The 1,133-nt window shown below is 48.5% G+C and carries 1 protein-coding gene; it reads right to left on the bottom strand.

The genetic code is table 11. The annotated features are described in order from the left end of the window. Window positions 1-110: 110 nt before the first annotated feature. Window positions 111-1,094 carry a tyrosine-type recombinase/integrase gene (locus tag AC6ROY_RS25400; RefSeq protein ID WP_500103345.1) on the bottom strand — a complete coding sequence of 328 codons (984 nt, stop codon included), beginning with the start codon at window positions 1,092-1,094 and terminating at the stop codon, window positions 111-113. Window positions 1,095-1,133 lie beyond the last annotated feature (39 nt).

Raw genomic sequence — 1,133 nt, 5'->3', positions numbered from 1 at the left:
GATGTCGTACAATATCTGTTGTACGACAGTTTTTTACAAAATTTTCATCTTATTTATAAATAAGTATAGTCACATAGAACTACAAAATCAATCTTTATTTTCCTGATTTCCTACAAGAATTCTCTTATTCCATCTTGTACATAATCAGGCGCTGCCTTTTTAATTTGCTCAACCGTATGCAAATATCTTTGCGTGGTGTTGATGTGCGCATGGCCGAGCGTCTCCTGCACCTGCTGCAGCGAAGCGCCAAAAAGCAAGGCCAGTGTTGCATTTGTATGGCGCAGCCAATGCGGGGTCAAGCTTTTGCCCAGGTTACATTGCTGGCTGGCATTTTTAATAATCCGCTCAACTTGCCTGACCGTCAGCCCAAAAACGCGCTGTCTGCTGCCTGTCAGCTGCAGCTCCAAGGAAGGTCGAACCTGGCTTCGTCTGTACTCGGACAGCAGCTCCTGCAATTGATCGGGCACCTTCAAGCTTCGCTGTTTGCCGCCCTTGCCATCTATCACGGTCAGCCAAGTGGAAGCCTCCAGCACATCCTTATAAAAGTGTCCCCACTCAATCCCGATTAGCTCCGAAACCCGCAATCCCATCAGGATAAACATGAGTCCGATCAAGTAATTGCGCAGGCTTTGCTTACGTAATTCAGTCAGCAATTTGCCGACTTCCTGCTTCGTCAAATAATGGTTCTTACTCGTAACCAAGATGGAGGGAAGCCGCACGCAGGAGGTCGGATTTAGTTTAAACAAGCCGATGTTCGGGTCGCTTCCCCACTTGTACAAGGAACGGAGAGGAGCTATGAAGCTGGCGACAGTCGCCGGAGCGAGCGGCTTTCGCTGAATGCTGCATAAGCCTTGAACAAGCCCGAGCTTATAGACCTCGATCTCCTGCCAAGTGACCTGGTCGAGCGGCTTATATCGCGTAAATTCGCGGAACAGCTCAATAGCTCGCGTGTAATTTCTCTCCGTATATTTGGAGCGGATGGTTGCTGTGAGAAACATGTGAATGATCTGTTCATCCGAGTATGTACCGCCTTGTTGACCGGACTGCGGTATGTAGGGAGTGACGTCGACGGCTTCCTGGTTGTGATGGTTCATAAGGCTTCCTCCTTCGTACAACAGATATTGTACGACATC

The organism is Paenibacillus sp. sg306046 (assembly GCF_059821225.1).
Note: the sequence above shows the minus strand (reverse complement) of the source record. Positions and strands in the feature narration are given on the sequence as shown.

Excerpts from the sequence above, each read along its gene's own strand:
- AC6ROY_RS25400 (WP_500103345.1), bottom strand. The coding sequence starts at position 1,094 with ATGAACCATCACAACCAGGAAGCCGTCGACGTCACTCCCTACATACCG.